Raw genomic sequence first — 25,690 nt, 5'->3', positions numbered from 1 at the left:
TTCCCTCCGTTCCCTACTATACAAGAAGAGATTAAAATCGTCAATCTGTTTTTTTGAATTTTACGGAAATAGATCATTCGAAAGTGATAATGTCTTAAGTGAATCGACTATGAAAATGTCCTCTATGTTACTATAAAAAACGAGCTGCTGTAAAATTAGAGATATTCTTACGTCATGTAAGCAAGAAAAAGCCCTTGGAGTGTAAACTCTAGGGCTTTTAAGCTTATTTAATAAAAGCGTTAATCTCAGCTTCAATAGCAGTGATTTTTGCTTCAGCGTCTTCATTGGATTGGCCAACGACTGCTAGGTAGAATTTAATTTTTGGTTCGGTACCTGAAGGACGAACTGCAATCCAAGATCCGTCTTCCAAGGTATATTTGAGAACATCACTTGGAGGTGTTGTAAGAGCAGTAACTTGACCTTGTGCATCTATTGCGGTTAATTCTTTGAAGTCTTCGGTTAGAACAACTGGGCTTTGGTTGAAGCTGCTTGGAGCTTGTTCACGGAATTTACCCATGATGGCTTTAATGTGAGCAGCTCCGTCGACACCAGAGAGGGTAACAGAGATTGTTTTCTCAGCATAGTAGCCGTATTCTTTGTAGATTTCTTCGATTCCATCTGCTAGGGTTAAGCCACGGGAACGGAAGTAGGCAGCGATTTCAGCTACGATGAGAACGGCTTGAATGGCATCTTTATCACGAACAAACGGTTTGATGAGGTAACCGAAGCTTTCTTCAAATCCAAAGAGGTAGGTGTGGCTACCAGTATCTTCAAATTCTTGAATCTTTTCAGCAATAAATTTGAATCCGGTCAAGACATTGAACATGGTAGCGCCATAGCTTTCGGCAATTTTTGTCACCAAGTCTGTGGACACAATGGATTTAGCCAAGGCCGCATTGCTTGGAAGGGTGCCAGCAGATTTGTGCGCTTCCAAGATATATTTAGCGATGAGGGCACCGATTTGGTTACCAGAAAGGTTTTTATAGGAACCGTCCGCTTGCAAGACTTCAACACCAAGACGGTCTGCATCTGGGTCTGTTGCAATCAATACATCCGCACCCACTTCACGTCCCAATTCTTCCGCCAGGGCAAATGCTGCTTGACTTTCAGGGTTTGGAGATTTAACAGTAGAGAAGTCTGGGTCAGCTGTTAGCTGGCTTTCAACTAATTGTACGGAATCAAATCCTGCTTGGGCAAGGGCCCGACGAGCCAACATTTCACCAGTTCCGTGAAGTGGGGTATAGACTATCTTCATGTCTTTACCATACTCTTCAATCAATTTAGGATTGATGGTAACTGTTTGAACTTCCTTGAGGTATTCTGCATCGACTGCTTCCCCAATAATTTCAATGAGATTGCTTTCTTGAGCAGCTTCTGCATCTGCAACTTCAATGCTAAACGGATCTGAGATTTCACGGATGAAATCGGTCAGGGCATCTGCATCTGCTGGTGGCATTTGTCCACCATCTTCTCCATATACCTTGTAACCGTTGAAAGGTGCAGGGTTGTGTGATGCGGTGATCATGATACCCGCAAAGGCGTTGAGGTGGCGAACTGCGAAGGACAATTCCGGAGTTGGACGAAGGCTTTCAAAAACATAAGATTTGATGCCATGCTGGGCCAGAACAGCGGCAGATTCCATCGCAAACTCAGGAGAGAAGTGACGGCTATCATAGGCAATGGCTACACCACGCGCCTTGAATTCTTCCCCTTTGCTTTCAATCAGACGAGCTAAACCTTCTGTTGCCTGTCGCACAACAAAGATATTGATGCGGTTCGTACCAGCTCCGATAATACCACGCATACCCGCAGTACCGAACTCTAGATTGGTATAAAAGGCATCTTCTTTTTGCTTGTCATCCATAGCTTCCAATTCTTCGCGGAGGTAAGCTGGAAGGTTTTCTTGTTCAAGCCAGTTTTGGTAAGATTCTAAATAGGTCATACTATAATCTCCTTTTGTTGTATTCGGAATCGCTTACATTATAGCACTTTTTTAATTTTTTTTCAAAATAGGAAAAGCAGCTGCTGTGATAAATCCTGCTAGTGCCATTTCCGCTAAAGAGTTGGTTGTGAGAATGGCGGCTAAGAAAGTTTGCAAGTTCCCTTGGTAAATTGACGGAAATAGCAAGAAAATTCCTGAAAGTACAAAGAAGGTATTGGTTAAGGAACCAAGAACACCCGCTAGCCCCAATCCCAAACGGTTGGGAATCCAGCGATAGATAAAGGAAGGGAAGAGACCAATCAGGATGCGAGGGACAAAAGCAATCATCAAAGATGCCCAGCTTCCATTCTCAACAAAGGGGGTAAAGAGATAACTTGTGGGTTGAATAAAGAGGGTATTGTTGATCATGGAGATAAGGCCCATAAAAAATCCAAGAATCATTCCGGTTTTAGGACCATAGCGAATGGAACCGATAATGACAGGGATATGAATCAAGGTCGGGCGGATGACAAAGGGTAGGATATTGAAGATAAGCCCGCTGAGCCATTGAATCACCAGCATGGCAGCTAGGAAAATGGCGAGAACGGCAGTTGTATTTGATCTACGCAAGGTCAAGAATCTCCTTTACACTTTCTAAAATAGCTGGAATTTCGGCCAGAGCACCGACACCGCGATCTCCACAGGCTAGAATAGATTCTCGAGGCGAGACAAGTTGGTAACCGTAGTCATGTAAGGTCTCAAGATTCTTTTGGGTTGCCGGATGCAGGTACATATTGGTGTTCATGGCCGGAGCCAGCAACTTTGGAGTCGTAGGCGGCAGGGCCAAGGCTGTAGCTGTTACGATGTTATCTGCAAGACCATTGGCTAATTTAGCCAGGGCATTGGCTGAAGCAGGGGCAACGAGGAATAGGTCTGTTTCCTTAGCTAATTGAATATGATTGACCTTGGCTGGATCTGGTTCCTCCATGGTGTCCAAATGGACAGGATGTTTGGAAAGAACTTGCAAAGTTAAGGGTGTTATGAAGGCTTGTGCAGATTCAGTCATCAGCACATGAACCTGGTGACCATATTTGCCTAATTGACTAACTAAATCAGCGGCTTTATAGGCGGAGATGCTGCCGGTCACGGCTAAAGTTATGGTGGCCATGGTTAGGAATCCTTTCTAATATATTCTTTTAGTTTATCTTTTGTTGCTGTGTTAACTCGTCTTGCCGTACTTCAGTACTGTCTACGACTCGTTGCCTTGTACTAAAAGTAAACTAAAAGACTATAATTTTCATTGACTTTCAAAATCAAACATTGTCAAGCCTCTTCGATGAACTTTTTGAGTGCGTGCCTTGCACGCCTTATCGATAATATTCAACAGGTCTCCCAGACCAGTTAAACGAACTTCATTGGCTTTCTCGTCATTTTTTTAAAATTCGTCAAGTGTTCTGATTTTGAATGTTGTTAAGTATGAAATCAAGTAGTTTCTGAGCGATTTCTTGCTTGGTTTTGGCTTGCTCAATGGAATCAGGCCCCACTAAAAAGGCTGGGTGCTGGTCTTGGTCAATCTGGGAAAGATCGTTGGCGACAATCAAGTCGGCTCGGTTTTTCTCCAAGGAGGCCCGTGCCACAGAAATCAGTTCCTCTGGATTGACAGAAACCAGTAGTTTGAAACCGATCAAGCGTAGGTCGGGATTCCAGTCCTTTACTTTTTGAATGAGTTTAGGCGTTTTCTCCAAGAAAATCACTTGATGGTCAGCTTCGGATGAATGTTTTCCTTCTTTTTGGTCTGACTCCAAAAAACGTTGAAGATTATCTGCTTCTTGAATTTTTTCCAAAGGGACCATCTGCAGAGGACGATAGTCTGAAACAGCCATGCTATGAATAAGAACCTGATGCTGGGGAACCTGGTCTTGAAGGGCTCCTTCTAGGTCCTTGGTTGTTTGAATAAGAATTTGCTGGAGCTTTGGATGTGCTGAAGGCTTGACAGCGTTTTGCGTTGTTAGTAACGTTACTGAAAAACCAGCTTCCAAAAAAGCTTGGGCAATCTGAGCCCCTAAGCGACCAGTCGATTGATTGGTAATGGCCCGAACCTGATCGATAGGCTCGCTCGTTCCGCCGGATGTGATTAAAATTTTCATATGCTCATTATACACCTTTTACTGTATAATGAGGAGTGAAGAGGAGGATTGCTCATGAAAACGGATATTCAAATTGCACAAGAAAGTTTCTTGAAACCGATCACAGAGATTGCAGCTAGCCTAGGTTTAGAGGCTCAATCAATTGAACAATATGGTCCCTATAAGGGAAAAATTTCCTATGAAACACTTTCCCGTTTGAAAAAAGAAAAGGCTGGTAAATTGATACTGGTGACAGCCATCAATCCGACTCCAGCTGGAGAAGGGAAATCAACTGTAACCATTGGACTGGCAGATAGCCTGACAGCTGCAGGTCATAAAACCATGATTGCACTCCGAGAGCCGTCCCTCGGTCCAGTCATGGGCTTGAAAGGAGGAGCAGCGGGTGGGGGATACGCTCAAGTATTACCCATGGAGGATATTAACCTCCATTTCACGGGGGATATGCATGCCTTGACCTCTGCTCATAATACCTTATCAGCTCTGATTGATAACCACCTTCATCAGGGGAATGACTTAGACTTGGATCCAAGTCGCATTGTTTGGAAGCGTGTCCTAGATATCAATGATCGGAGCTTGCGTCAGATTGTGATTGGACTGGGAGGTCCTATCAATGGCCAGCCAAGAGAAGATGGCTTTGACATTACCGTTGCCAGTGAGATGATGGCCATTCTTTGTTTGGCGCGTGATCTTCAAGATTTGGAACAGCGATTAGCCAATATTTTAATTGGTTATAAACGAGACGGGAGTCCTGTCTTTGTGAAGGATTTGGGGGTTGAAGGGGCTTTAACCCTTTTGCTAAAGGACGCTTTAAAGCCAAATTTGGTCCAAACCATTTATGGTACTCCAGCTCTTGTTCATGGAGGTCCTTTCGCCAATATTGCCCACGGATGTAATTCGGTGGTGGCTACGGAAACTGCCCTGTCTTTGGCGGATATTACTGTAACAGAAGCTGGATTTGGAGCTGATTTAGGGGCTGAAAAATTCTTAGACATCAAGGTTCCCCATCTACGGAAGGCTCCAGATGCAATTGTGGTTGTTGCTACCATTCGGGCCCTTAAGATGCATGGTGGTCTATCTAAACAGGAATTGACCCAGGAAGATTTGCCAGCCCTGAAAGCAGGATTTGCCAATCTCCAGCATCACGTTCAGACGCTGGCCTCAACTAGGAAACCTGTTGTTGTTGCTCTCAATCGCTTCTCTGGAGATACCAATGCAGAGTTGGATCTAATGAAGCGCCTCTGCCTAGAAGCCTCCATCCCTCTTGCCCTCACAGAAGTTTGGGAAAAAGGGCCTCAAGGAGGCCAAGAGTTGGTTGAAGTCCTTTTACCTTACTTGTCAGAAGAAAGGAGCTTTACCCCTTATTACGACCGTCAGGGAAGTTTTATGGAAAAAATTGAATCGTTAGTTCAAAAGGCTTATGGAGCACAAGGTGTGGACCTAGCTCCTAAAGCGGTCAAGCAACTGAAGGAATTCCAGCTTCAGGGCTGGGATCACTTCCCTATTTGCATGGCTAAAACACCTTATTCCCTATCAGATGATCCAAGCCTAGGAGGACGACCTCAAGACTTTCGAATTACCATCCGTGAATTTCAGGTCCGTCACGGTGCAGGATTTATCGTGGCCTTGGCTGGAAGTGTCTTAACGATGCCAGGCCTACCTAAGCAGCCAGCAGCATTGAAAATGGGCTTGGATGAGGACGGTAACGTTTTCGGTCTTTTCTAGAAAGTTTTCGGTCTTTTCTAGAAAGAACGTTTTCGGTCTTTTCTAGAAAGAACGTTTTCGGTCTTTTCTAGAAAGTTGACAAAACGGTTTCAATTTGCTAGAATGAAACCATGCGATGAGTCGATTTGTAACGGTAACGTTGCACATTGAAGCAGAGGAGGTCATATCGCAGGAGCGGACCTTGATGAGTTGTGTGAACCGGCTCATCACACGGAAGTGCCTTTCGGATCCCTCCTCTTTTTGAGTGAGGGATTTTTTGTAAGGAAATGGAGGAATCATATGCAAGTCATTAAACGTGATGGACAAGTAACCGAATTTAACCCAGAGAAAATCTACCAGGCTATCTTAAAAGCAGCCCAATCTGTTTTTGTCTTGGACGACTCTTTGCGGCAAAATTTAGCACAGGTAACCAAGAAAGTGGTTATGGATTTGGAAGAAGCCAAGGTTGAAAAAGCAACGATTAGTATGATTCAGTCCATGGTTGAAAATCGTCTTTTAGATGCAGGTTACATTAACATTGCTGAGCATTATATTTCCTACCGATTGCAGCGGGATTTAGAGCGAAATGGCTATGAAGACCGCATCAGTGTGCACCTTAAATTTGAACAATTAAAATAAAAGGACTTGATTTCTAGCAGTTATTAGCGTAAAATGAAATTGCTTACATAGAATAAACCAAGGCAAAGGGGCCTGATTCCAATCGCGATGAAGCGATACAATTTGGAACGGGTTCCCCTTGCCTTTTTTAGGAGTAAACGATGAAAAAAATAATGTTTATCGGGCCAGTTGGTGTGGGGAAAACGAGTTTAACCCAACGCCTGCATGGCTTGGACTTGGATTACCAAAAAACTCAGGTGGTTCAATATCATGAAGATATTATTGATACACCGGGCGAATTTCTTCAACACCGACAGTATTATAATGCTTTAAATGTAACAGCAATGCAGGCGGATGTGATTGGCTTGATGCTGGATGCTAGCAAGGAAGAACAGTTTTTCCCACAAGGTTTTTCCAATTTATTTACCAAGGAGATGATCGGCCTGATTACCAAAATGGATCTGAGTGAAGAGGGGCAAGCTATGGACTGGGCCCATCGTCAGCTCCACGAGGCGGGGTGCCAAAGAGTTTTTGAACTTTCAGCAGTAGACGATCGCGGTTTAACGGACCTTTTAGAATTTTTACAGGAGGAATAGGATGCAATTATATACAAAAACAGGTGATAAGGGCCTTACAAAATTAGTGGGTGGGCAAAGTGTTGCCAAAGATTCGGAACGGGTGCAGGCGTATGGGACGATTGATGAATTGAATTCTTGGATTGGTTACTTGATGTGTGATCTGAGTCAAGAGGATGTGCTCCGTGAAGAATTATTGGAGCTGCAGCATTATTTGTTTGATTGTGGATCTGATTTATCTACCCCACAGGGTGTTTATCCATATAAAGTGGACCAAAGTCTTGTGGATTGGATTGAGTCAAAAATTGACCTTTATGCCCCCATCCCCCCTGATTTAGAAACCTTTATTCTACCGGGTGGCCATCCACTGGCTGCTTCCTTACATGTCGCTCGGACGATTGCCCGTCGAGCAGAACGTCATATTGTAGCGGCTATGTGGTCTACGGATATTAACCAAGAGGTGTTGATTTTTGTAAACCGCTTATCCGATTACTTTTTTGCCCTTGCTCGTTTTGTCAATTACCAAATGGGAGTAAAAGACATTCCTTATGAACGCGGAAGTAAGGTTTTTCATGCCATTACAAAGGAAGATGTGGAACGTTGGTCCAAAAAAGCATAGGAAAAGAGGTCGCTTGGCGACCTCTAGTTTTGTTTTCTGAAAGCTTGGCTACGCCATTGTAGTCATTCACTAAGCATCCTCGATTAGTATGAGCTTCCAAAAGCCTTGAACTGCTATAAGCAGTTGGACAAAGTCCAAGAAATGAATGGTACTAATCGTAGAATGAAAATGAATCTTATTCATGAGGCCGAAGCTTTACATCGAAACCCGACTTCTACTAAAACTTAGATTCAAAGATCTGACTTAAAGCTAGGCTTATCACAGTGGCGGGACCGTGTTGGATTTACACCAAACTTCCATGAGTCTAAGAGTACATTATCAATTTCTTCTGACTTAAGTGTACCTTTTTTATGAGAAAAAAGCAAGGGAAAAGGAAAGCGATTCCAAAAAAAGATCATATTTGAAAACAGTAATTTCATATTCTTGTTTTGTAAGCGTTTTTGTGCTAAACTATTTGTGAAGTACAATGGTGTACATAGAAACCAATCAAGCAATGAAGCTGCAGAAGAGGCGACAACGGTGATGTTTAGTCTTTTCGTGTGGCTTATTTTTGTACAAAAGGAGAAACTATGTATAGGATTCATTACAAAACAGAACTGGTAATTGGAACCAATGCGTTAGAGGAATTAAGAAGCTTTCAAAATCAGGGAATTTTGATGGTAGCGGATCCTTTTTTAGAAAAGACGGGGCAGTTGGAGTATGTGAAAAACCACCTGGATTCTTCGAATCGAGTAACTGTTTTTACGGAAGTTTGTCCCGACCCCCCTATTGAAGTGATTGTAGCTGGGATTCAGTCTAGCCAGGAGCAAACGATCGACATTATTTTAGCGATCGGTGGTGGTTCTGCCTTGGATGCTGCGAAAGCCATTTATTACTTTGGTAAGAAAGAGGGAGGGTTCCAAGAAGTTACCTTGATTGCTATTCCAACAACTAGTGGAACAGGATCTGAAGTGACAGATTTTTCGGTGATTACAGATGCTGACTTGGGACGGAAGTATCCAATTGTGGATCGTGAATTACTTCCTGACCTTGCCATTCTGGATGCCAATTTGGTACGCAGTTTGCCGCGGCAGATTACTGCAGATACTGGTATAGATGTTCTAACCCATGTTTTGGAGGCTTATGTTTCGACACAGGCCACTGATTTTTCTGATGCTCTGGTTGAAAAAACAGTTCAATTAGTGTTTGAGTACCTCCCCAAAGCCTACCGGAATGGGCAAGATATGGAAGCTCGTGAAAAGATGCACATTGCTTCAACCATGGCGGGCATGGCTTTTAATACTACTTCGTTAGGGATTGTCCATAGTTTGTCACATGCATCTGGTGCTGTCTTCCATATTCCACATGGTCGCATGAATAGCATCCTTTTACCGAAGGTTATCGCCTATAATGCAGGTTTAGAAGGTGCAAGGATTGGGAATCAACAACTAGAGGTGGCAAAGCGTTACCAGCAACTTGCTCGCATTCTGGGTTGTTCAGCCCCAAATCCAGCTCAAGGTGTGAAGCAATTACTGGATAAGCTGAGACAGTTACAACGGAAACTGGACTTGCCTGAAACTTTAGCAGCTTACGGGATTGATCAGCCGTCATTTGAAAGGGAAAAAGAATCCATTGCTGAGTCTGCTTTAAAAGATCCTTGCACAGTGACAAATCCTCGTCAGCCTTCGGTATCGGATTTAGCTACTATTCTATCTACTAGTTATAGAGAATAATTTGGCAAAACGATAAAATATCAGTATAATAAAATAAGGAGAAGAGATGACAGAAAAACAAAGGATGATTCAGGAATATGTTCCTGGTAAGCAAGTCACCCTAGCCCATTTGATTGCGAATCCCGATCCCGTTATTTTTGAAAAACTAGGTCTCCAAGCAAAAGATCGGGGTGCTATTGGCATTTTAACGATTACCCCCAGCGAAGCTGCTATTATCGCTGTTGATTTAGCAACGAAAGCTGCCGGTGTTGAAATTGGGTTTGTCGATCGCTTTAGCGGTTCTGTAGTGATGACGGGAGATGTAGCTTCTGTAGAAACGGCCCTTGCAGCTGTACTGGATGGATTACATCTAATCCTAGGATTTTCTGGAACAACCGTAACCAAGACCTAGTAGTAAGTGAGTGGAAAACATGAAAAGTAAAATCGTAATCGTCGATGATGACCCCATTGTTCGTTTAGATATTCGTCATATCTTAGAATCTGGAGATTACCAAGTTGTAGCCGAAGCCAAAGACGGCTTTGAGGCTATAGAAGTGTGTCAAAAATTTCATCCTGACCTCGTCTTGATGGATATCCAACTCCCTTTATTAGATGGTTTAACAGCCAGTAAAAAAATTCTTGATGACCGCTTGGCCTATAGTGTTATGTTACTTTCTGGTTTTAGCGACGATCAATACATTCAAAAAGCCAAGCAATATGGAACTAGTGCCTATTTAATTAAGCCTTTAGATGCCAAATCGCTGATTCCTATGATTGAAGTTTGTTTGGAAAAAGGAAGAGAGACCTATGCTTTGAAAGATGAAACGGATAAACTCAGTAAAAAAATTGAGGATCGGATTATCATTGAAAAAGCCAAAGGAATGCTGATGTATAAAGAAAATCTGACAGAGCCAGAAGCCTTTAAACAAATTCGTTCCATAAGTATGCAAAAAAGGGTTCCTATGATTGAAATCGCAAAATTACTCTTGTTACATGATGAACTATAAAGAAAAAATACGGGAGCTCTGTTCCCAGCAAACAGATTTAAGTCCAATGGCTATCGAATATCTTGTGGAACAGGCAAGCCAACTGGAAGCAGGTGACACCTATTCTCATCAGGACGTTTTTATTGACGTTCGTAGTTTGGCACAACCCAATCAAGCCTTGGTCATTTACCATAAACGTCCACAAAAGCAACTGAGTCTTTATCGAGAGGATGTTGTGGGGGATGTTGCAGATTTACGAGATGAACCTGGGGTTATTCGAACCTTAGAAACTGGCTTAGCCTCAGTCGGTTTGACGGCTATGTCTCAAGAAGGAGCCGTGATTTACCAGACAGTCTTTCCTTTAGTATGGGAAAAAGAAGTGGTTGGAACGTTGATCATTGAAATGGCACCACCGTCTCTTTCTTCTTCTATCTCACCAACAGAAAAGCCAGTTCTTGATTGGGAGCAGGATTTACCGGCTAACTTTTTGGAACAACTGGATAATCAAATTTTTGTGTTTGATCCTCAAGGAACCTTGGTTTATGCTAATGCCAAGGCTAGGGAATTATATGCAGGTCGATTAGGTTATCGAGATCAATTAGAAGGTATGCACTATGATAATTTGGTTCTGGATACCCTGTCTTATCAAGAAGCCCTAGCAAGGGCTCGACTCGAAAAAAATGAAATTGACCAAGTACGGGTGCCCTATGGCGGTTATTTTTTCCAGTTAAAACGGCAACTATTGACAAACGGATACTTGCTAATGGAATGTCGAGATGTAACGGAAATTCGCAACTTGGAGCGGGAGCTACAGGAACAAAAGGTTTTAGTAAGGGAGATGAACCATCGGGTTAAAAATAATCTTCAAACCTTGGTTTCGCTCCTTAGACTGCAAGCCTATCAGACAGATAAGAAGGATGTTAAGGAGGCCTTGGAAGAAAGCGTCCATCGTATTCTTTCAGTGGCCAGCATTCATGACTTACTCAGTCATAAGAAAGGACAGAAACTTCCATTAGCTCCTCTTTTGGAACAAGTTTTGACAACTGTTCGTCGCTCCTTTGGCCAAGATTTTATTCAGGTCCAGAGTCAAGTTGATGCGGACTGTGAATTAGATGCGAGTCGGGCTACAGCCTTGGCTCTGATTGCGAATGAAATCCTACAAAATTCATTCAAACATGCTTTTCATGTTAAGAAGAAAAATGCAACTGTAGGCTTGCATCTTACAAGAAAAGATGGTATCATTAGAGTATTGATAACCGACAATGGTAGCGGTTACAATACGAGGCGTCGCTATTCCCAAGGTCATCTTGGCCTGGTCTTAGTCGAACGTTTTGTCCAAGATAAATTGTCTGGAAGATTGGATGTACAATCAGGTTCAAATGGAACACGGACAAGTATATTATTTCATGAATAAACATTTTTTCTACAAAGAAGTGGAAGAATACAAGCAATGACGCTTAAAGACTAGGGTTCAATTGGTGCCTAGTTCTTTAAGCGTCTTTTTTTGGAGGTTTTCATGTCGGAAAAAATCCTAAGTGTTGGTTTGGATATTGGGACTGCCACAACTCAATTAGTCCTCTCTCAACTCACGATTGAAAATATTGCATCGGTTTTCACGATTCCTCGTATCTATATTACAGACAAGAAGGTTTTGCATAAGAGTGATATTATCTTTACCCCTCTTGCCGATCATCAACTAATTTTGGTTGACGATATTAAAAATTTTCTTCAAAAAGAATATCAAAAAGCTGGGATTCAAAAGAGCGATATTCAGATGGGAGCTGTGATTATTACCGGTGAATCTGCTCGAAAGGAAAACGCAAGTCAAGTCCTGCAAGCATTGAGTGGTTACGCTGGCGATTTTGTAGTCGCAACCGCAGGTCCTGATCTAGAAAGTATAATTGCTGGAAAGGGTGCTTGTAGCCATCTCTACTCACAAAAGCACCATACGTCGGTTGTTAACATTGATATTGGAGGGGGAACCTCTAATTACGCCTTGTTCCGTGAGGGAGATATTCAGGATACGGCCTGCTTTGATATAGGCGGAAGACTTTTAAAAGTTGATGACTCAAACAAGATTTGCTACATTGCACCAAAATTGCAAGAGATTATCCAAAATGAAAACCTGGATTTGTCTTTAGGTCAACTTGTTCATCGGCAACATTTGGATAGACTGATTACGATACTTGTTGATGTGATGGAACAATCCTTAGGTTTACCGAAGAACAGTCCCTATTTTGAACTTTTGGTGACCAATCATGCGCTAAAGGAAGGGCAAGACATTGCTTGTGTGTCCTTCTCAGGAGGAGTCGCTGATGCCATTGCAGTAGCTGACAAGGAGGTAGACGATTTTCTTTATGGGGATATTGGAATTCTACTGGGCAGAGCCATTCGACAATCGGCCATATTCCGAGAAAAACAGGTCATTCAATCTGCCGAAACCATTCGGGCAACAGTTGTAGGAGCTGGTAGTCATACGACCGATGTTAGTGGAAGTACCATTACCTATATCGACCGTATCCTTCCTTTGAAAAACCTACCTGTCTTAAAACTATCTGCCAGCGATGAAGAGCTTGAAAGTGAGGCTTTGGCAGAGATGATAGCCCAGAAATCAGAGTGGTTTCAATTGGAAAATGAAGTCCAACAAATCGCTTTGGCTTTCTCAGGTAAACGAAGTCCTAGTTTTTTAGAGGTTGAGGCTTATGCGGATGCGATTGTGTCAGGGATGAAGACGAGTATTCAAAAAGGATATCCGCTCTTAGTCATTCTCCAAGAAGACATGGCAAAAGTACTGGGACAATGCCTTTATACACGCCTACCTGCCGACTATCCCTTTGTTTGCATTGATTCCGTGGATGTTCAAAATGGCGATTATATCGACATTGGACAACCGCTTGTGGAGGGGTCTGTCCTTCCAATCGTTGTCAAAACCTTAGTATTTGATTCCTAAAGGAGGAAAGGTTTCATGATTCTTAAAACAAAATTGTTTGGTCGTGTCTATGAATTTTCTTCAGTGAAAGAAGTTCTAGCCAAGGCCAATGAGTATAAGTCAGGAGATCAACTGGCTGGAGTAGCAGCTCAATCAGCTGAAGAACGAGTTGCTGCCAAGGTAGTGTTGGCACAACTGACTTTAGCAGATCTCTTTAATAATCCAGTTGTACCATATGAAGAAGATGAAGTTACTCGGATTATCGTCGATGATGTCAATCTTCGAACTTATGAAAAAATCAAACACTGGACAGTTGAAGAATTACGGGAGTGGATTTTGGATACCAACACCAAGAATGTTGATATTCAGTGGATCTCAAGAGGCTTGACCTCTGAGATGGTGGCGGCTGTTGCAAAATTAATGACCAATTTGGATTTAATTGTGGCAGCTAAAAAAATTGTTATTACCAAAACCGCTAATACAACTATCGGAGTACCGGGTACCTTCTCCTCACGTCTACAACCCAACCATACAACGGATGATCCAGATGGAATTATGGCCTCCACCATGGAAGGTTTTGCATATGGATGTGGAGATGCCCTACTAGGCTTGAACCCTGTTGATGATTCTGTCGAAAGTACCAAACGAATTCTCCATAAATTCAATGACTTTATTGAAGAGTATCAAATCCCAACACAACACTGTGTTTTGGCGCATGTGACAACTCAGATTGAAGCTATGAATCAAGGGGCTCCTACAGGTTTGGTTTTCCAATCGATTGCTGGATCTGAAAAAGGAAATACGGCCTTTGGTTTTGATGCAAAAACAATCCAAGAAGCACGTGATACAGCCTTAAAAGTTGGTTCTGCGGCTGGTCCGAATGTGATGTATTTTGAAACTGGACAAGGTTCAGAATTGTCATCAGATGCCCATTATGACGCTGACCAAGTGACCATGGAAGCTCGTTGCTATGGTTTTGCGAAACACTTTGATCCCTTCCTCGTGAATACAGTCGTTGGTTTCATCGGACCAGAATACCTCTATGATTCGAAACAAGTTATTCGTGCTGGTTTAGAAGATCATTTCATGGGCAAACTTTCAGGGATTTCTATGGGTTGTGATATCTGTTACACCAACCATATGAAGGCCGATCAGAATGATGCTGAGAACTTGTTGGTACTACTCGGTGCTGCCAATGTTAACTACATCATGGCCATTCCTCATGGTGATGACATCATGCTTAACTACCAAACAACGGGTTACCATGAAACTGCAACCATGCGTGATTTATTGGACAAACGCCCTATTAAAGAATTTGAAGAGTGGATGGAAAAAATGGGTCTTATGGAAAACGGCCGGTTGACCGCCCTTGGTGGAGATGGATCCATCTTTATGCAACGGAACTAAGAAGGAGGGACGCAAGTGGATGAAAAACAATTAAAAGACATGATCCGCTCGCTCTTAAGTGAGATGGTAAAGGAGGATGCCACTCCGAGTGTTGAGGTAGTTGATGTCAGCGAATCTAGTCATAAGCCAAGTCAAGAATCCGTCATTGAGGATGGAATGATTGAAGATATCACAGAAGTCAATATTCAGGAACAATTTTTAGTGCCGAGTGCTTTGAACGAAGAAGCTTATCGAAAAATTAAAAAGTTTACTCCAGCCCGTTTAGGACTATGGAGAGCTGGAACACGTTATAAGACCCAGTCAGTCTTAAGATTCCGTGCTGACCATGCAGCTGCTCAAGATGCAGTTTTCTCCTATGTTTCTCCAGAATTTGTGGAAGCGATGGGACTGATTCCAGTTCATACGTCACCGACCTCGAAAGATGAGTATCTGACTAGACCAGACCTTGGACGTGTCTTTCCAGATGATCAAGCAGAGATTATTAAACGTGAGTGCAAGCCCAATGCCAAGGTCCAAATTATTGTTGGGGATGGTTTGAGTTCCTCTGCAATTGAAGCCAATCTTCGAGATTTTCTGCCAGCATTGAAACAAGGCTTGAAAATGTTTGGAATAGACTTTTCAGAGGTACTATTCATCAAACATGCACGGGTGGGAGCGATGGACCATGTAGCTGAACTTACGGGAGCTGAAGTGGTTTGTATGCTAGTTGGCGAACGTCCTGGTTTGGTCACAGCTGAATCCATGAGTGCTTATATTGCTTATAAACCATGGCGAGGAATGCCGGAAGCCAAACGGACAGTCCTTTCAAACATTCATCGTGGAGGAACTCCGGCGGTTGAAGCAGGTGCTTATGTAGCGGAAATTATCAAAAAAATTCTCGATCAGAAAAAATCGGGTGTTGACTTGAAAGGATAAAGGGGAAAGAAATGGTAAGACAGGAACGATTAGGAGCAAGTGTTCTATCATCCTTGCTCATTCCAAATGTGGATAGAGGCTTGGCTGCTTCCTTGGAACTAAAACCCCATCATCGGAGTTTGGGAATTGTAACTTCCGACTGTGATGATGTGACCTATGTAGCTTTGGATGAAGCCACAAAAGCTGTCAATGTTGAAATTGTCTATGCTCGTAGTATGTATGCGGGAGCAGGAAATGCCTCTACGAAATTAGCTGGTGAAGTCATCGGTATTGTGGCAGGACCCAATCCAGAAGAAGTACGGAGTGCCTTGGATGTGATTGTTTATGAGATTGAAAACGGGGCTAGTTTCTACTCAGCCAATGACGACAATTCGATTCCTTATTTTGCCCATTGTATCTCACGGGCTGGATCCTATTTATCTCAAGCTGCCAATGCAACCGAAGGGACGGCTATTGCTTACTTAATTGCTCCTCCAGCTGAGGCTATGGTGGGCTTGGATGCAGCTTTAAAAGCAGCAGATGTACAAGTTGGGGCCTTTTATGGACCTCCAAGTGAGACCAACTTTGCTGGCGGACTCTTGGTCGGAAGCCAATCAGCCTGTCGAGCTGCCTGTGACGCTTTTGCAAGAACTGTGGAGCAGATTGCAGATAATCCAAGAACATACTAGATAGTAGGTGATTCCTATGACACAAAAAGCATTAGGACTCATTGAGGTCAAGGGATTCTTGGGGGCAGTCGTTGCGGCGGACATTGCCTTAAAAGCTGCAAATGTTCATTTATTGCGAGCAGAAACTGTTAAATCCGGTTTGAAAAACGTGCAAATTGTTGGAGACATCGGTGCAGTTAGAGCAGCGGTCGATGCTGTGCAAGCAGAACTGGGTCAGAAATCCTATTTCCGTACCAGTCATGTCATTGCTCGCCTGGACCAACAAACGGAAGACTTGCTCTTTCCAAAAAAGGAAGAGATCGAGAGCGATGTTATTGCCCCTTCACCTGAGGTGGAGCCAGCCTCTAAGTATGATATTCATAAATTAGAAACAATGAAAGTGGTCCAATTGCGGAGTTTGGCTTATCAGGAACCTGCGATTGAGCTTAGCAAGAAAGAGATTAAGTTTGCCAATAAGGCTCGTTTGTTAGAAGCCCTTGGTAAGATAGAAAAGGAGTAATTGGCTATGTTTATTGAAGACAAGGACTTGGCGTCGATTCAGGAGGTGAGAAACCTGATTCGGACGGCAAAGAAGGCCCAGAAAGAACTGGCCCAATTGAATCAAGAACAAATTGATACCCTAGTCAAGGTGGTTACCAAGGCTTGTTATGAACAACGGGAATACTTGGCTAAACTGGCTGTTGAAGAAACCGGATTTGGTTGCTGGGAGGATAAGGTATTAAAAAATACCCTAGCTTCACAAGGAGTCTATGAAGAAATAAGAGATTTAAAGACGGTTGGTGTTTTATCGGAAGATTCAAAAAAGGGAATAACAGAAGTTGCATTGCCGGTAGGCGTGATTGCAGGTCTCATTCCTTCAACAAATCCAACGTCCACTGTTATTTACAAAGCTTTGTTAGCTTTAAAAACAGGGAATAGTATTATTTTTTCTCCTCACCCTCATGCGCTCAAGTGTATTGAGGCAACGGTTGCGATTATTCAAGATGCCTTAAAAACGGTTGGAGCCCCAGCAGGTGTAGTGACGTCAATTCATCGTGTTTCGATTTCAGCAACCAATGAGTTGATGCGTCATAAAGACACCAAGCTGATTTTAGCAACTGGCGGAACAGCCATGGTTCGAGCGGCCTATTCCTCAGGTACTCCAGCTATTGGTGTTGGTCCCGGAAATGGACCGGCCTATATTGAGTCGTCCGCGGATATCCCACACGCTGTCCAGCAAATCCTGGATTCAAAAACTTTTGATAATGGTGTGATTTGTGCCTCTGAACAATCGATTATTGTAGATCAATCGAATCAGGAAGCGGTTATTGCAGAGTTCCAGCGTCAAGGAGCCTACTTTGTGCCCGATTCGGATGCCAAAAAATTGGGAGCAGCAGTCATTCAACCAAGTGGTCTTATGAATCCTCAAATGGTCGGAAAGACCGCTCCAGAAATTGGGAAACTGGCCGGTCTTTCGGTTCCAGAAACTGCGCGTGTTCTCATTGCTAGGGAAACAGGGATCGGGAAGCAACATCCGTTCTCTATGGAAAAACTCTGTCCAGTATTGGGATTCTATACCGTAAAAGATTGGAAAGAGGCAAGTACCTTAACCAATAGTATTTTGCAAAATGAAGGAATTGGTCATACCTTTGCTATCCATAGTCAGAATAAGGAGATTATCCGCCACTTCAGTCTCTATACGCCTGTATCTCGACTTTTGGTGAATACTGGTTCAGCACTGGGTGGTGTAGGAGCCACAACCAATCTATTTCCAGCCTTGACCTTGGGATGTGGAGGGATTGGAGGCAGTTCCACTTCAGATAACATCAGTCCGATGAATCTCATTAATGTCCGTCGGATTGCAACTGGTCAGCGGAGTTTGGCAGATTTACGCAAGGCTGAAAATCAAGTGGCGGAGGTTGTTAAAGAATTGAAACCTGAATGCTCATTGAGTGATGAGGCTCTCATCGAAGCCCTTGTTGCGAAAGTTTTGGAAAAACTAAAATAAAAGGAGAATAAAAGATGAACGCAAACGCATTAGGAATGGTAGAAACAAAAGGACTTGTAGGCGCAATTGAAGCAGCAGATGCCATGGTCAAAGCAGCTAACGTAACACTTGTTGGGAAAGAACAAATTGGAGCTGGTTTGGTTACAGTTATGGTTCGTGGTGACGTTGGTGCGGTTAAAGCAGCAACAGATGCAGGAGCTGCAGCGGCAGAAAATGTAGGAGAATTGATCTCTGTACACGTTATTCCTCGCCCCCATGCTGAGGTGGAAGTTATTTTACCTGCAGGCAAAGCTGAATAATCTTACCAAACTTATAAACATTTTTAACACAAAGGAGAACAAACAATGAACGCAAACGCACTTGGAATGGTAGAAACAAAAGGACTTGTAGGCGCAATAGAAGCAGCAGATGCCATGGTCAAAGCAGCTAATGTCACCTTGGTTGGAAAAGAACAAATTGGTGCCGGCTTGGTTACAGTTATGGTTCGTGGTGACGTTGGTGCGGTTAAGGCAGCAACAGATGCAGGAGCTGCGGCAGCAGAAAATGTAGGGGAATTGATCTCTGTACACGTCATCCCACGCCCACACTCTGAAGTAGAAGTTATTCTTCCTAAGTAGGAAGCAAGGAGGCGAGGACCGTCGTTCATTTGATATTTAATATAGACTTTTAGTACAAGGCAGCGAGTCGTAGACAGCTCGAATCTCTGGGGGAGATTTTGAGCTTGCTGATACAACTTTCGAAGAAAGTTTCCAATAAGTATGGCAAGACGAGCTAACACGGTCATAAAAGATAACCGAAAAGAGTATAAAACTGAACGAGGTCCTTTCACTTTCCCTTGAGGGTAGGAAAGGAAGTGACTGTATGGCTTTGTATACGGAAGCACGAATTCGCAAAATGTTGCGGGAATTGCAATTGGAAAGGTCTGGTCAACTGAGCTTAGATGCCGGATCCATTTTGACTCCTTCTGCTAAAAGCTTCCTCAGAGACCATCGAATTAACGTTTCATGGAAAGAAGTTCAATCTTCGAAAAAAGCGGAATTTTTCTCTCTACCCACGGACACTTTATTTCGCTTGGAAAAGGTCTATCCCTATTTTTTAAAAGCCCAAAAAGTCTTACGTCAGTATTATTTGCTTGATAAAGAAGAAAGGTTACTTCGTTATTTTCAGCAAATTCAGCTCTTGAGAAAAGGAGAGGAAATAGAATTTGGGTTTGATCGAGTTCAAACCGATTCGAATGCTGACAGACTAATGAATCATGTCTTGGAAAAACCGATTTGGGCCTTGGAACTTTATCAATTATCGATAGAATTGGATCAAATTCGTTATGAATACGAGTTGGCTTGGTCAACTGAGTTGCGGAGTCAAAAGGAAGTGCTTCTAGGGCAGCTGAATGAAATAGTGGCTGGAATTCAAAGCATGATTGTGGAGTGAGGAAGTGTTATGAAATTAGAAACATTGATTGAAAAAGTAGCGGAACGGGTTCAAGAACAACTTGATTCGAGTTTCGAAATTGAAGCCAGTGGCCGTCATGTACATCTGAGCCAGGAAGATTTAGAGAGTCTTTTTGGACCAGGATATGCGCTAACAAAGATGAAGGACCTCTCTCAACCAGGTCAATATGCAGCCCAAGAAAGAGTAACCCTGCTGGGTCCTAAGGGGGTCTTTCGAAATGTGGTCATTCTAGGACCGGTTCGCAAGGAATCTCAAGTAGAAGTATCTGCGACAGACTGTTTGCAATTAGGCATTCAAGCCCCTGTGAGGGAGAGTGGTGACATCGAAGGGACACCAGGAATTGTCCTTGTGAATGGGAACCGTACGGTTTCTTTAGACAAGGGCTTGATTGTTGCTAAGAGACACATCCATATGACACCAAAGGATGCAGAACGCTTGGGTGTATCCAATCATGAAATTGTTCAAGTTCGAGCAGAGGGACAACGATCGCTTATTTTCGATGATGTTGTGGTACGGGTCAGTCCGAAGTTTGCGACCTATATGCACATCGACTATGATGAAGCGAATGCAGCAGGCTTTGTCAAGGGTATGCGTGGTCGTATTGTAAAAATTTCAGAAAAATAGGAGGTTGTGTATGACACAAATTGAAGCGCTTATTCAAGCTGTGACAGACCGCCTCTTGGAAGAATTGACTGTAGAAAATACTGGTAAAGAATTAGAAAAAGTTTATGTTTTTGGTTCTGAAAACTTAAAGAGTCAGATTCAAAATTTTGGTTTTGAAGTGGTAGAAGATGCGCAAGATGGAAAGCTTCTAGTTGTTGAATCTTTAACGGATGCTGCTATTTTTCGGTTAGCTAATCTTTGTCCATTGACAACCTTAGAGGAATGGATTCTACAAGCTCTACAGCAGGGAAAGGCTGTTTTTGTTTTGAGACAGGCACCGTCCACGAACGGTTCTAGCAAATCTTTGCGTGAGGGTGTTGGAATCCTGACACAAAAAGTTGCTTCATACGGACTACGATTTACAAATCTTGTAGGCTTGAAAGATTTTTTACAACAGAAAGAAGTCACAGCTAAAACCGGGAAACGTACTTTGTTAACAGAGGAAAAAGCACAAGCTCTTGGCTTATTACCGGGTGACCACCTGGATGCCAAAGATTGGCTGATAACCCCGTTAGCTCGCGATTTTCTTCGTCGAAATAGAATTAGGATAGTTGAATAAGGAGTAGGGAGATGTTTGTGGGAAAAGTCAGGGGTAGCTTATGGGCTACTCGAAAAGAGGAAGCTTTAAATGGTCTCAAGTTTCTAATTGTGGAACGCCAATTAAATGACCAACAAACAGATCCCGCTCATGTGATTGCGGCAGATTTAATTGGAGCTGGTCAAGGCGATTTAGTTTTGGTTACGACAGGAAGCAGTGCTCGTGTGGCCTTGGATAAGGTGGATGTTCCAATTGATATGCTAATTGTTGGCATCATCGATAAGGTAGCTTATGAAGATGATGATTAGAAAGGATAGCAAATGAGTATCAATGAGATAATCATTTATGTGATGGTCCTTTTCCTACTGATTGGAGCAATTGATAAGTGTATTGGTGGAAAATTAGGACTGAGTGAACAATTTGAAGAAGGAATTATGGCCATGGGTGCCTTGGCCTTGTCCATGGCTGGGATTATGGTGGTAGCCCCATTACTAGCTGATCTGTTAAAACCAATTATTGTCCCTATTTATGGACTGGTTGGTGCCGATCCCTCTATTTTTGCAACAACTTTCATTGCCAATGATATGGGAGGAGCTCCCCTCGCTTTAAGTTTGGCAGAAAATGAGGAGGTTGGAAAATTTGCTGCCTATGTTCTTGGATCCATGATGGGGCCGACATTGGTTTTCACGATTCCAGTTTCGCTTGGGATTATTGAAAAAGAGGATCGTCCTTTGTTGGCGCGTGGGATTCTCTATGGATTGGTAACGGTCCCTATAGGCTGTTTAGTGGGTGGTCTTTTAGTACCAGGCTTGGGATTTGGTACCTTGCTCATCAATCTAATTCCAATTATTATCGTATCTGCCCTTATCTTCCTTGGTCTTGTGATGGCTCCTGAAAAAATGATTAAGGGCTTTGAGGTCTTTGGACAGGTTATTGTGACCATTGCTACTCTTGGCTTGGCTTTTGGAGCAGCTCAACTCTTAACAGGGAATGAATGGCTGTTGGGTCTGTACCCAAGTGGAGCAGAGGCCTTGGTTGAAGCCTTTGAAGTTGTCGGAACCATTGCGGTTACCTTAGCAGGAGCTTTTGGATTAGTAGCAGTTTTCACCAAAGTAGCAAGCAAACCTTTAGCTAAAATCGGACATTCTTTAGGGATGAACGATGTAGCAGCCGCGGGTTTGGTAGCATCTTTGGCCAATAATATTGCCATGTTCCAAATGATGAAAGATATGGATAATCGTGGAAAAATCATCAATGTGGCCTTTGCGGTGTCCGCTTCCTTTGTGATTGGAGACCACCTTGGCTTCACAGCTGGTCAAAGCCCAGATATGATTTTCCCAATGATGGTCGGAAAAATTGTAGGAGGAGTGACTGCTGTTATTCTAGCCTTCATTTTGACAAAATCCATGCAGAAAGAAGGGTAGTTTATGAGTCAAATTAACCGTGAACTGTTAGAAAAGCTTGTTCGTCAGATCATCCTAGAAGAATTGGGAACAGAGTCATCTACGAAAAAAGTCAGTAAAGCAGGGGTCATCTCTTTAGCTGTTAATCAAATGGATGTGAGACCAGAAGATCGACTAGACACTGGAAACGCTCAAGATCAGGTCTACACCCGCGATTTAATTAGTTTAGAGGAGAGTCCACGTCTAGGCTTTGGTTTGATGACTATGGAGGACACCACCTTCTCTTGGCATCTTGACTATGATGAAGTTGACTTTGTTATCGACGGTCAATTAGACATCATTGTTGGGGATGAGGTCATGTCAGCAGGGCCGGGTCAAGCCCTCTTCATTCCAAAGGGGAGCGATATTCAGTTTTCTGTAAAAGGCAAGGCTCGCTTTGTTTACATTACTTATCCTGCCGACTGGCAGAATAGTTAGAAGAAGCACGGATTCTCCTCAGCTATATGGTGAATCCGTCTTTTTTTCTGAAGGAGGACAAGATGCAATTAGAAACCTCTTACCCTTTTCCCAATGGGATGCGAACAAAGAATCGCTTGGTTTTAGCCCCGCTGACTATTAGTGCCAGTCTAGCGGGTGGAGCTGTGTCGGAAGAGGATGTGGCGTTTTATAGGCGGCGGGCTGGAAGTGCGGGCTTGCTGATTACAGGGAGTGCCTATGTGCACCCTCTAGGACAGGCTTATGTAGATAGTTTTAGTGCTGCTGAGGATGATAAGATTCCTGGACTAGCCAGACTAGCAGAGGCCATGAAATCGCAAGGCAATCTAGCGATCCTGCAAATCTATCATGGCGGGCGTATGGTTCCACCCGACCTTATCGAGGAACAGCCCGTTGCACCGAGTGCGGTACTTGCGGAACATGGAACAGTTGAACTTCCAAGAGCATTGACCAATGCTCAAATTGAGGAAGTCATCCAAGATTTCCTGGATGCTATTAATCGAGCCATACGAGCAGGCTTTGATGGTGTCGAACTTCATGGGGCTAATACTTATTTGATTCAACAATTTTTATCCCCTCATTCCAATCGTCGCCAAGATAAATGGGGAGGAACTTTAAACAATCGCATGCGATTTGCCAAAACCCTCGTTAAACGTGCCCGTCAGCTGATTGTCCAAGAGAGCCCGAAACCCTTTCTATTGGGCTATCGTTTCTCACCAGAAGAAATTGAAGTTCCAGGGATTGAACTGAAGGACAGCTTGGCATTAATAGACCAGCTGATTCACTTAGGAATTGATTACTTGCATGTTTCTATGGATAATTTGTGGCGATCCTCCTTGCGAAAACCAGAAGAAGAAGTACCAGTCATCTTAGCCATTCGGGATAAGATAAAAGGACGTGTGCCTCTAATCGGAGTGGGGAGATTGAGAAAACCCGAAGATTGTGAGGAGGCATTGGAGTCTGGAATCCCTCTTCTAGCAATGGGAACCAGTTTACTTTTGGAACCCGATTGGTTGAAGCTGTATCGATTAAAAGAAGAATCAAAAATTCGTAGCTATTTGGACAAGGAAACATTATTCGATTTAGCTTTGCCAAACAATTTTGTTAGGGATTATGGAAGTTACTATGCTAAACCTTAAAGGAAAAAGGAGAATAAAATGAATTGGAAAACAGCAGCCGTTTTAGTATGCGGAACCAGCCTTCTTTTAGGAGCTTGCCAGGCTAATATGACCAAGGAGGAAAGCAAATCGGATAAGCTGGAGCAATCCTCGACCAGTCAAAAGAGTCCAGAAATACTGATGTCTGGAAATTGGGAATCCAAAGCCCATGCCCGTCTAACACAACTGATTCAAGAGTATGGAAAATCCTCTCCAAACTATTCAGAAGAGGCACGACCTTATGCCGTTTTTGACTGGGACAACACCACTATCATTAATGATATTGGGGAAGCCACTTTTGTTTATCAAATTGAAAACCTTGCTTTTAAAGTAACTCCTGAAGAATTTGGAAATGTCATTCGAACCCAAGTTCCAGAAGATGTTTTTAGTGAGGATTATCACAATGAAGACGACCAAGCGATTTCCATTAAGGAAATTTCAGCAGACTTAGAGGCAGATTACCAGTATCTATATCAGGAATACAAAGGCTTTGAAGGAACGAAGAGCTTAGAAGAGATTCAAAAAACAGATCAGTACAAAGATTTTAGAGCTAAACTGCTATTCCTTTATGAAGCCATTGGGGCTACCTTTAGCTCAGACATCTCTTATCCTTGGGTAACGTATTTATATGCGGGGATGACATCGGAAGAAGTTCAAAAACTATCTGAAGAATCGATTGCCAAATCCTTGAAAGATGAGTTAGTCTCAGAAACCTGGGAGAGTCCAGGAAGTCAAAAAGGACAAGCAGGACAAGTCGAAATCGAATTCAAACGTGGAATTCGGACGGTGAAAGAAGTTCAAGACCTTTACCAAACGCTAATGAAAAATGGAATTGACGTTTATGTTAACTCCGCTTCCTACTATGATGTTATTCTACCTTTTGCGACTTCTAAAGAATACGGTTACGGTGTCCCAGAAGAAAATGTCTTTGCCATGCGTCTCTCTAAATCTGAAGAAGGCGTGATTATGCCAGAATTAGATTCAGCCTTCCCTCAGACCCAGGGAAGCGGTAAGACAGAGACGATTAACCAATTTATGGCTCCAAAACAGGGAGATAGCCAGCCAATTCTGATTGCTGGAGACAGTAATGGAGACTATGCGATGCTTAGTGATTTCCCTGAACTCAAGATGGGCTTGATTTTTAACCTCTTACGAAATCCTGAGAAGGGAATTGGTTTATTAGCCAAAGAAGCAGTAGCGGATTACGATCAGGAACAACCACTCTATTACTTGCAAGGACGTGATGAGAATAAGGGAGTCTTGATTTCAAGCCAACAAACGATTCCACTAGGAAAGCAAGAAGCTGTCTTAGTCAAGGACTGATTGGTAAAAACCAGATTAAGAAGAAAACCGAATCCCTCATGGAAAACAATTGAATCCAGAAAGTGAGCGAATAAGGTCCAAAGAGTATTCCTTATCCTGAAACAGGAGCCAGATTGAAGAAATCCGGCTCCTTTTTAAGGCTTATACTCGAAACAGTTCGAAATCTGAAACGAATTTTAATCCAGGAATTGGATTAAAATTTATAGGTAATGAAGCAAGCATCGCTTGCCATCAATCTGATGAAGGCTGAACTATAGTTCGGCGAAGAAGATTAACACATTTAGATTTTGAAATGTAATGAGTATTAATCGGGATTTATAGTCTTTTCGTTTACTTTTAGCACAAGGCAGCTATTCGTAGACAGCTCAAACATACTAAGATTAGTAGTGAGGAAACCTTTGACGGAAGATTTTCTCACTACTTTTTCTTTATGTTAAAGTAGTAGTGTCTTGTTAAGTCGTACTAGATTTTGGCATTTAATGCCGTAGCTCAAAC

The 25,690-nt window shown here is 42.8% G+C and carries 28 protein-coding genes and 1 riboswitch; of the genes, 24 read left to right on the top strand and 4 right to left on the bottom strand.

All coding sequences use genetic code 11. The features are described 5' to 3' along the window. Positions 1 to 223 precede the first annotated feature (223 nt). The 4 genes from I2503_RS00680 to I2503_RS00665 form a co-directional block, all read right to left on the bottom strand. Positions 224 to 1,942: a phospho-sugar mutase gene (locus I2503_RS00680; protein ID WP_196966690.1), complete on the bottom strand. Its 1,719-nt coding sequence runs from the start codon at positions 1,940 to 1,942 to the stop codon at positions 224 to 226. 51 nt (positions 1,943 to 1,993) lie between these two features. After that, positions 1,994 to 2,551, bottom strand: coding sequence for an ECF transporter S component (locus I2503_RS00675; RefSeq protein WP_196966689.1), 558 nt, complete (start codon positions 2,549 to 2,551; stop codon positions 1,994 to 1,996). Continuing rightward, positions 2,544 to 3,089, bottom strand: a complete 546-nt coding sequence (gene coaC, locus I2503_RS00670) for a phosphopantothenoylcysteine decarboxylase (protein WP_196966688.1) — start codon at positions 3,087 to 3,089, stop codon at positions 2,544 to 2,546. Before coaC ends, I2503_RS00675 begins: the two co-directional genes overlap by 8 nt. Before the next feature lie 277 nt (positions 3,090 to 3,366). Next, positions 3,367 to 4,068, bottom strand: coding sequence for a phosphopantothenate--cysteine ligase (locus tag I2503_RS00665; RefSeq protein WP_196966687.1), 702 nt, complete (start codon positions 4,066 to 4,068; stop codon positions 3,367 to 3,369). 54 nt (positions 4,069 to 4,122) lie between these two features. On the opposite strand from I2503_RS00665, the gene I2503_RS00660 reads away from it, so the two are divergent. The 24 genes from I2503_RS00660 to I2503_RS00545 all read left to right on the top strand — a co-directional run bounded on the left by I2503_RS00660 (position 4,123) and on the right by I2503_RS00545 (position 25,195). Further along, complete coding sequence (locus I2503_RS00660) at positions 4,123 to 5,790, top strand: formate--tetrahydrofolate ligase (protein WP_196966686.1); 1,668 nt, start codon at positions 4,123 to 4,125, stop codon at positions 5,788 to 5,790. A 279-nt stretch (positions 5,791 to 6,069) separates the two neighbouring features. Next, on the top strand, positions 6,070 to 6,408 hold the full coding sequence (locus I2503_RS00655; protein WP_196091109.1) for an ATP cone domain-containing protein: 339 nt from the start codon (positions 6,070 to 6,072) through the stop codon (positions 6,406 to 6,408). Positions 6,409 to 6,548: 140 nt separating this feature from the next. Continuing rightward, the gene (eutP, locus tag I2503_RS00650) at positions 6,549 to 6,983 is read left to right on the top strand and encodes a EutP/PduV family microcompartment system protein (RefSeq protein ID WP_196966685.1); all 435 of its coding nucleotides are present in this window, start codon (positions 6,549 to 6,551) and stop codon (positions 6,981 to 6,983) included. A gap of 1 nt (position 6,984) precedes the next feature. Further along, positions 6,985 to 7,581, top strand: a complete 597-nt coding sequence (locus I2503_RS00645; RefSeq protein ID WP_196966684.1) for a cob(I)yrinic acid a,c-diamide adenosyltransferase — start codon at positions 6,985 to 6,987, stop codon at positions 7,579 to 7,581. A gap of 180 nt (positions 7,582 to 7,761) precedes the next feature. Further along, a riboswitch (adenosylcobalamin (AdoCbl) riboswitch) is annotated at positions 7,762 to 7,905 on the bottom strand. Positions 7,906 to 8,150: 245 nt separating this feature from the next. Further along, positions 8,151 to 9,293 (top strand): 1-propanol dehydrogenase PduQ, encoded by a 1,143-nt coding sequence (locus I2503_RS00640; RefSeq protein ID WP_196966683.1) that lies wholly within the window; start codon positions 8,151 to 8,153, stop codon positions 9,291 to 9,293. A gap of 46 nt (positions 9,294 to 9,339) precedes the next feature. Further along, on the top strand, positions 9,340 to 9,684 hold the full coding sequence (locus I2503_RS00635; RefSeq protein WP_196091105.1) for a BMC domain-containing protein: 345 nt from the start codon (positions 9,340 to 9,342) through the stop codon (positions 9,682 to 9,684). A gap of 19 nt (positions 9,685 to 9,703) precedes the next feature. After that, positions 9,704 to 10,279: a response regulator gene (locus tag I2503_RS00630; protein ID WP_196966682.1), complete on the top strand. Its 576-nt coding sequence runs from the start codon at positions 9,704 to 9,706 to the stop codon at positions 10,277 to 10,279. After that, the gene (locus I2503_RS00625; protein WP_348769618.1) at positions 10,266 to 11,672 is read left to right on the top strand and encodes a histidine kinase N-terminal domain-containing protein; all 1,407 of its coding nucleotides are present in this window, start codon (positions 10,266 to 10,268) and stop codon (positions 11,670 to 11,672) included. Before I2503_RS00630 ends, I2503_RS00625 begins: the two co-directional genes overlap by 14 nt. A 102-nt stretch (positions 11,673 to 11,774) precedes the next feature. Continuing rightward, positions 11,775 to 13,208: an ethanolamine ammonia-lyase reactivating factor EutA gene (eutA, locus tag I2503_RS00620; RefSeq protein ID WP_196966680.1), complete on the top strand. Its 1,434-nt coding sequence runs from the start codon at positions 11,775 to 11,777 to the stop codon at positions 13,206 to 13,208. Between the two features lie 15 nt (positions 13,209 to 13,223). Continuing rightward, positions 13,224 to 14,594 carry an ethanolamine ammonia-lyase subunit EutB gene (locus I2503_RS00615; protein WP_196091101.1) on the top strand — a complete coding sequence of 457 codons (1,371 nt, stop codon included), beginning with the start codon at positions 13,224 to 13,226 and terminating at the stop codon, positions 14,592 to 14,594. Between the two features lie 15 nt (positions 14,595 to 14,609). Continuing rightward, positions 14,610 to 15,509 (top strand): ethanolamine ammonia-lyase subunit EutC, encoded by a 900-nt coding sequence (gene eutC / locus I2503_RS00610; protein WP_196966679.1) that lies wholly within the window; start codon positions 14,610 to 14,612, stop codon positions 15,507 to 15,509. 11 nt (positions 15,510 to 15,520) lie between these two features. Continuing rightward, positions 15,521 to 16,177, top strand: coding sequence for an ethanolamine utilization microcompartment protein EutL (eutL, locus tag I2503_RS00605; protein WP_196091099.1), 657 nt, complete (start codon positions 15,521 to 15,523; stop codon positions 16,175 to 16,177). A 16-nt stretch (positions 16,178 to 16,193) separates the two neighbouring features. Further along, on the top strand, positions 16,194 to 16,676 hold the full coding sequence (locus I2503_RS00600) for a BMC domain-containing protein (RefSeq protein WP_196091098.1): 483 nt from the start codon (positions 16,194 to 16,196) through the stop codon (positions 16,674 to 16,676). Between the two features lie 6 nt (positions 16,677 to 16,682). Further along, positions 16,683 to 18,164, top strand: coding sequence for an acetaldehyde dehydrogenase (acetylating) (locus I2503_RS00595; RefSeq protein ID WP_196966678.1), 1,482 nt, complete (start codon positions 16,683 to 16,685; stop codon positions 18,162 to 18,164). Between the two features lie 14 nt (positions 18,165 to 18,178). Further along, a complete protein-coding gene (locus I2503_RS00590; RefSeq protein ID WP_196091096.1) occupies positions 18,179 to 18,463 on the top strand; it encodes a BMC domain-containing protein in 285 nt (94 codons plus the stop codon). A 45-nt stretch (positions 18,464 to 18,508) separates the two neighbouring features. After that, entirely contained in the window at positions 18,509 to 18,781 is a 273-nt protein-coding gene (pduA, locus tag I2503_RS00585; protein ID WP_135035019.1) for a propanediol utilization microcompartment protein PduA, read from the top strand. Positions 18,782 to 19,025: 244 nt separating this feature from the next. Beyond that, on the top strand, positions 19,026 to 19,595 hold the full coding sequence (locus tag I2503_RS00580; RefSeq protein WP_196091095.1) for a hypothetical protein: 570 nt from the start codon (positions 19,026 to 19,028) through the stop codon (positions 19,593 to 19,595). 9 nt (positions 19,596 to 19,604) lie between these two features. Next, entirely contained in the window at positions 19,605 to 20,240 is a 636-nt protein-coding gene (gene eutD, locus I2503_RS00575; RefSeq protein WP_196966677.1) for an ethanolamine utilization phosphate acetyltransferase EutD, read from the top strand. A gap of 10 nt (positions 20,241 to 20,250) precedes the next feature. After that, positions 20,251 to 20,838 carry a hypothetical protein gene (locus I2503_RS00570; RefSeq protein ID WP_196091093.1) on the top strand — a complete coding sequence of 196 codons (588 nt, stop codon included), beginning with the start codon at positions 20,251 to 20,253 and terminating at the stop codon, positions 20,836 to 20,838. An 11-nt stretch (positions 20,839 to 20,849) separates the two neighbouring features. Next, positions 20,850 to 21,125 (top strand): EutN/CcmL family microcompartment protein, encoded by a 276-nt coding sequence (locus I2503_RS00565; RefSeq protein ID WP_196091092.1) that lies wholly within the window; start codon positions 20,850 to 20,852, stop codon positions 21,123 to 21,125. 12 nt (positions 21,126 to 21,137) lie between these two features. Continuing rightward, positions 21,138 to 22,241, top strand: coding sequence for an ethanolamine utilization protein EutH (locus I2503_RS00560; protein WP_196966676.1), 1,104 nt, complete (start codon positions 21,138 to 21,140; stop codon positions 22,239 to 22,241). A 3-nt stretch (positions 22,242 to 22,244) separates the two neighbouring features. After that, positions 22,245 to 22,697 (top strand): ethanolamine utilization protein EutQ, encoded by a 453-nt coding sequence (locus I2503_RS00555; protein WP_196091090.1) that lies wholly within the window; start codon positions 22,245 to 22,247, stop codon positions 22,695 to 22,697. A 62-nt stretch (positions 22,698 to 22,759) separates the two neighbouring features. Continuing rightward, positions 22,760 to 23,854, top strand: coding sequence for an NADH-dependent flavin oxidoreductase (locus I2503_RS00550; protein WP_196966675.1), 1,095 nt, complete (start codon positions 22,760 to 22,762; stop codon positions 23,852 to 23,854). Between the two features lie 18 nt (positions 23,855 to 23,872). Continuing rightward, positions 23,873 to 25,195: a haloacid dehalogenase-like hydrolase gene (locus I2503_RS00545; protein ID WP_196966674.1), complete on the top strand. Its 1,323-nt coding sequence runs from the start codon at positions 23,873 to 23,875 to the stop codon at positions 25,193 to 25,195. Positions 25,196 to 25,690 lie beyond the last annotated feature (495 nt).

Source organism: Streptococcus sp. NLN64, from assembly GCF_015831295.1.
Taxonomy (GTDB): Bacteria; Bacillota; Bacilli; order Lactobacillales; family Streptococcaceae; genus Streptococcus.
The sequence above is the reverse complement of the archived record's forward strand: the minus strand, read 5'-3'. Positions and strand labels throughout refer to the sequence as shown.

Excerpts from the sequence above, each read along its gene's own strand:
- I2503_RS00665 (WP_196966687.1), bottom strand. The coding sequence starts at position 4,068 with ATGAAAATTTTAATCACATCCGGCGGAACGAGCGAGCCTATCGATCAG.
- I2503_RS00660 (WP_196966686.1), top strand. The coding sequence starts at position 4,123 with ATGAAAACGGATATTCAAATTGCACAAGAAAGTTTCTTGAAACCGATC.
- I2503_RS00625 (WP_348769618.1), top strand. The coding sequence starts at position 10,266 with ATGATGAACTATAAAGAAAAAATACGGGAGCTCTGTTCCCAGCAAACA.
- I2503_RS00570 (WP_196091093.1), top strand. The coding sequence starts at position 20,251 with ATGACACAAATTGAAGCGCTTATTCAAGCTGTGACAGACCGCCTCTTG.
- I2503_RS00595 (WP_196966678.1), top strand. The coding sequence starts at position 16,683 with ATGTTTATTGAAGACAAGGACTTGGCGTCGATTCAGGAGGTGAGAAAC.
- I2503_RS00580 (WP_196091095.1), top strand. The coding sequence starts at position 19,026 with ATGGCTTTGTATACGGAAGCACGAATTCGCAAAATGTTGCGGGAATTG.
- eutP (WP_196966685.1), top strand. The coding sequence starts at position 6,549 with ATGAAAAAAATAATGTTTATCGGGCCAGTTGGTGTGGGGAAAACGAGT.
- I2503_RS00555 (WP_196091090.1), top strand. The coding sequence starts at position 22,245 with ATGAGTCAAATTAACCGTGAACTGTTAGAAAAGCTTGTTCGTCAGATC.
- eutD (WP_196966677.1), top strand. The coding sequence starts at position 19,605 with ATGAAATTAGAAACATTGATTGAAAAAGTAGCGGAACGGGTTCAAGAA.
- I2503_RS00560 (WP_196966676.1), top strand. The coding sequence starts at position 21,138 with ATGAGTATCAATGAGATAATCATTTATGTGATGGTCCTTTTCCTACTG.
- I2503_RS00615 (WP_196091101.1), top strand. The coding sequence starts at position 13,224 with ATGATTCTTAAAACAAAATTGTTTGGTCGTGTCTATGAATTTTCTTCA.
- I2503_RS00590 (WP_196091096.1), top strand. The coding sequence starts at position 18,179 with ATGAACGCAAACGCATTAGGAATGGTAGAAACAAAAGGACTTGTAGGC.
- I2503_RS00550 (WP_196966675.1), top strand. The coding sequence starts at position 22,760 with ATGCAATTAGAAACCTCTTACCCTTTTCCCAATGGGATGCGAACAAAG.
- coaC (WP_196966688.1), bottom strand. The coding sequence starts at position 3,089 with ATGGCCACCATAACTTTAGCCGTGACCGGCAGCATCTCCGCCTATAAA.
- pduA (WP_135035019.1), top strand. The coding sequence starts at position 18,509 with ATGAACGCAAACGCACTTGGAATGGTAGAAACAAAAGGACTTGTAGGC.
- I2503_RS00645 (WP_196966684.1), top strand. The coding sequence starts at position 6,985 with ATGCAATTATATACAAAAACAGGTGATAAGGGCCTTACAAAATTAGTG.
- I2503_RS00565 (WP_196091092.1), top strand. The coding sequence starts at position 20,850 with ATGTTTGTGGGAAAAGTCAGGGGTAGCTTATGGGCTACTCGAAAAGAG.
- eutA (WP_196966680.1), top strand. The coding sequence starts at position 11,775 with ATGTCGGAAAAAATCCTAAGTGTTGGTTTGGATATTGGGACTGCCACA.
- I2503_RS00630 (WP_196966682.1), top strand. The coding sequence starts at position 9,704 with ATGAAAAGTAAAATCGTAATCGTCGATGATGACCCCATTGTTCGTTTA.
- I2503_RS00640 (WP_196966683.1), top strand. The coding sequence starts at position 8,151 with ATGTATAGGATTCATTACAAAACAGAACTGGTAATTGGAACCAATGCG.
- I2503_RS00655 (WP_196091109.1), top strand. The coding sequence starts at position 6,070 with ATGCAAGTCATTAAACGTGATGGACAAGTAACCGAATTTAACCCAGAG.
- I2503_RS00545 (WP_196966674.1), top strand. The coding sequence starts at position 23,873 with ATGAATTGGAAAACAGCAGCCGTTTTAGTATGCGGAACCAGCCTTCTT.
- I2503_RS00680 (WP_196966690.1), bottom strand. The coding sequence starts at position 1,942 with ATGACCTATTTAGAATCTTACCAAAACTGGCTTGAACAAGAAAACCTT.
- I2503_RS00600 (WP_196091098.1), top strand. The coding sequence starts at position 16,194 with ATGACACAAAAAGCATTAGGACTCATTGAGGTCAAGGGATTCTTGGGG.
- eutL (WP_196091099.1), top strand. The coding sequence starts at position 15,521 with ATGGTAAGACAGGAACGATTAGGAGCAAGTGTTCTATCATCCTTGCTC.
- I2503_RS00635 (WP_196091105.1), top strand. The coding sequence starts at position 9,340 with ATGACAGAAAAACAAAGGATGATTCAGGAATATGTTCCTGGTAAGCAA.